3 protein-coding genes and 1 pseudogene are annotated in these 3,469 nt (G+C 69.5%); 1 reads left to right on the top strand and 3 read right to left on the bottom strand.

Annotated features, from left to right (window positions below):
* Together Y706_RS30000 and Y706_RS0103755 are read right to left on the bottom strand one after the other, a co-directional pair.
* Nucleotides 1-197 (bottom strand): annotated as a pseudogene (locus Y706_RS30000) (acetyl-CoA C-acyltransferase); the annotation flags it as partial.
* A 118-nt stretch (nucleotides 198-315) separates the two neighbouring features.
* Entirely contained in the window at nucleotides 316-1,728 is a 1,413-nt protein-coding gene (locus tag Y706_RS0103755; protein ID WP_028275518.1) for a class I adenylate-forming enzyme family protein, read from the bottom strand.
* Between the two features lie 58 nt (nucleotides 1,729-1,786).
* On the opposite strand from Y706_RS0103755, the gene Y706_RS0103750 reads away from it, so the two are divergent.
* Entirely contained in the window at nucleotides 1,787-2,674 is an 888-nt protein-coding gene (locus tag Y706_RS0103750; protein ID WP_028275517.1) for a KPN_02809 family neutral zinc metallopeptidase, read from the top strand.
* A gap of 57 nt (nucleotides 2,675-2,731) precedes the next feature.
* Here the strand turns inward: Y706_RS0103750 and Y706_RS0103745 are convergent, their stop codons facing one another.
* On the bottom strand, nucleotides 2,732-3,328 hold the full coding sequence (locus Y706_RS0103745; RefSeq protein ID WP_028275516.1) for a hypothetical protein: 597 nt from the start codon (nucleotides 3,326-3,328) through the stop codon (nucleotides 2,732-2,734).
* Nucleotides 3,329-3,469: the final 141 nt, after the last annotated feature.

Here is a 3,469-nt window from a genome sequence, read left to right as displayed (position 1 = left end):
AGCGCGGCGAGCCGGGCCACGTTTCCGCCGCCGCCCACGGCGTTGCCGATCACGACGTCGGTCACGGATTCCCCGGTGCCGTCGCCGGCATCGGCGAGCAGGCTGCGGAGCACCGGAGCCAGGAGTTCGTGGGCGCGGAGCTTCTTCAGTGCCCCGTTGGCGCGGCACAGCGGCGTCCGGCGCGCGGCGATGATCACGGGCTGCCTGTCCTCAGGCAGCAGCCCCGGGAAAGACAGCCCGGGAACAGACCGCCGGGGGAACGACGTTCCGCGGAGCGGCTGCCCGGGTGCTGCCGGCCCGCTGCCCGCGCGCGGCTCAGCCAAGACGCCGGATCCTGGGATCGTTCCGCGCCACCCAGTCCAGCAGCAGCTGCCGGCTGATTTTGCCGCGGTCCGTCAGGGGCAGCTCCGTCAGCACGAAGTACTCCAGGGGGCGCTTGTTCCGGGCCAGCACATCGTCGATCCCGGACCGCAGCTGGGTGGCGGTGACCGCTCCGTGCGAGGGCACGACGCCGGCCACGACGCGCTGGCCGCGAAGATCGTCAAGCATGCCGGCCGCCACGGCCGCCGCGACGCCCGGGACGGAGGCCAGCGCCATCTCAACCTCATGCGGGTAGACGTTGGTGCCGGCGGTGATGATCATGTCGGAGCGGCGGCCCAGCATGTGCAGGGTCCCGTCGGAGAGGTAGCCCTGGTCCCCCACGGTGTACCAGCCGTCGAAACAGCGCAGCGCCTGGCCGTCGTCACCCCACAGGTAGCCGTTGCTGACCATGCCGCTGCGGACGCAGATGTTGCCGTCGCTGCCGTCCGGGAGTTCGGCGCCGTCGTCGTCGAGGATGCGGATTTCGACGCCGGGAAAGGGCTTTCCGATGCCGGTCCCGCCAGGCTCGACGGGCTCGCCCGGACGCAACCCGGCGCCCGAGACGAAGCTAAGCTCGGAGGCGCCGTAGTACTCGAAAATGGTCGCGTTGGGGGCCCAGCGCCGGGCCGCCTCCAGCGTCCGGGCGTCCAGCTTGGAACCGGCGCAGATGATGCTGCGGATGCCGGAGGCATCGACACCGCCGGCCAGGCCCCGCTCGCTGAGCAGCCGGAGCATGGTGGGCACCAAGACCAGGCGGGTGATGCCGTCGTGGCTGACGGCCGCGTGGGCGGCGCCGACATCGAAGTGGTCCAGGCTGTGGAACTCGGCGCCGGCGTACAGGCATTCGGCGAGGGCATAGAGGTTTAGGCTTGCCGCGAGCGGTCCGGGAGCCAGGGACTTGTCGTCCTGCGTCAGTGCGAAGAATTCAATGGAGGCCTCGAAGGATTCCTGCCAGGACCGCCGCGAGCGGGTGAACGCCTTGGGCACCGAGGTGGTGCCGGACGTCAGGCCGACCAGGAACGAGGTCTCCGGCGGCCCGTCGGCGAGCCCGGTCCCCGGCCCGGGAACTGCACGCGCCGGACGCGTTTCCGACCCGGCGATGCGGGCGGTGATGCCGTCCTGGAGTTGCTGGGGCCAGGCCGGGTCCAACACGGCGCACTGCCGCTCACCAGCGACGGCCGCGGCGAACGCTACGGCGAAGTGGGTTGAATTTTGTTCGGACAGCACGGTGATGGCCGGTGCCGAGGGCACCAGGGCCGCCGCTTTGTCCCGCAGGCCGGACCAGCTGAGGTGCTCTCCGGCCACGACGACGGCTGTCTCGTCGGGACGGTCATCGGCCCAGCGCTGGAGTCTGTCGAGAAATGGCATCGAACCAACTTTAGCGTTGCCGGGCGCCGCGGCTGCGTGTGCGGGATATTGTGACTCCATGAGCTTTAACGACAACGCCCCGCTGGACCCGTCACAAGTCCAGGACCGTCGCGGGATGGGCCGCGGCCCGATGATCGGCGGCGGGATCGGCGGCGGCATCATCCTCCTGCTGGCAGCCCTCTTTGGCATCAATCCCCAGCTTCTCGAGGGTCTGGCCGGCACCGTCCAGGATCCCCAGACGCAGAGCCAGGGCTCTGCCCCCGCCTGCCAGACCGGCGCCGACGCCGACGCCCGCCTCGACTGCAGGATCACCGGAACGGTCAACAGTCTGAACGCCTTCTGGCCGGCCTATCTGGCCCAGTACAACACCAAGTACCCGCGGCCGAAGGCGGTGATCTTCACCGGCGGAACCAACACCGGCTGCGGCGCCGCCACCTCGGACGTGGGGCCGTTCTACTGCCCCGTCGACACCACGGCATACTTCGATCCCGGCTTCTTCCAGGAGCTGGTGGACCGGTTTGGCTCCTCCGGCGGCCCCCTGGCGCAGGAATATGTGGTGGCCCACGAATTCGGCCACCACGTCCAGAACCTGCTTGGCGACCTCGACCGGGCGCAACAGGATCCGCAGGGACCCGGTTCCGGGGGTGTCCGGGTTGAGCTCCAGGCCGACTGTTACGCGGGGCTGTGGGCCCACTATGCAACAACGCAGGCGGATCCCAAGACCGGCCAGCCCTATCTCGACCCCTTCACTGACCAGGACGTGAAGGACGCCCTGTCGGCGGCCTCGGCCGTCGGTGATGACCGTATCCAGAAGGCCGCCACGGGCCGCGTCTCACCGGAGGCATGGACCCACGGGTCAAGTGCCCAGCGGCAGAAGTGGTTCTACCAGGGGTACACCACCGGGGACATCAACAAGTGCGACACATTCGCGGTGGCAACGCCTTAGCCCCAGCCCCCTGGCCCCACCCCTCTGGTCCCGACTCTCCGGCCTACACCCGAGGCCTCACCCGCGCGGCCGGCGCCGGACCGGGACCTCGACATAGCTGAGGAATCCGGCGTGGCCCAGGTGCCGGTGCTTCGCGTGCCACACGGGCCGGTACTGGTGCCCGAAGGGGTCGGTCACCAGGACCGACTCCAGGCGGTCGTTTCCGGCCAGGAGGCGGTCGACGTCGGCCAGCGCATTGCGCCGCGTCGCCAGACCGTCGATGTCCAGGCTCCAAAGCCCCAGCTCAGCATCGGTTCCGCGTTCCAGCTGCAGCGTCTCGAACAGTCCGGCCACGAGCCCGGCGAGCCCGACGGGGTCAACCCGCTGCAGCCGGTGGGACTCGGGATGCACATCGCGCGCCTCGGCGAGGGCCTGGCGCAGCCAGTGGAACTCCACCGATCCCAGGGGCGGTCCCATGCGCAGGTGGCGGTTCTCGTCCAGCTCCAGCCGGTACGTGACGGCGCTGCGGTCCATGATGCACGGAGCTTCGCCCACATATTCGAAGTCGGCCAGCAGGGCTTCGCGGGACCGGTAGTAGGAGAAGTCGCCGCTGTCCTCGACAACCACGAAGTCCTTGCCGGCATCGGAGGGCCGCGGCGGTGGCGTGGCATCCATTCCCGTGTGCCTCCTGTTCGACGGCGTGCCCGGCCCGAAGCGCGTGGACCCGTTGTCTTTATCAGACCACCGCCGGGACGATATGGGAACGGCGGCGGGAATGCCGGAAGGAAATGACGGAGAGAAATAACGACGGCGGCC

The sequence above is a fragment of the Arthrobacter sp. I3 genome, assembly GCF_000520575.1.
Lineage (GTDB): Bacteria > Actinomycetota > Actinomycetes > Actinomycetales > Micrococcaceae > Arthrobacter > Arthrobacter humicola_A.
The sequence above is the reverse complement of the archived record's forward strand: the minus strand, read 5'-3'. Positions and strand labels throughout refer to the sequence as shown.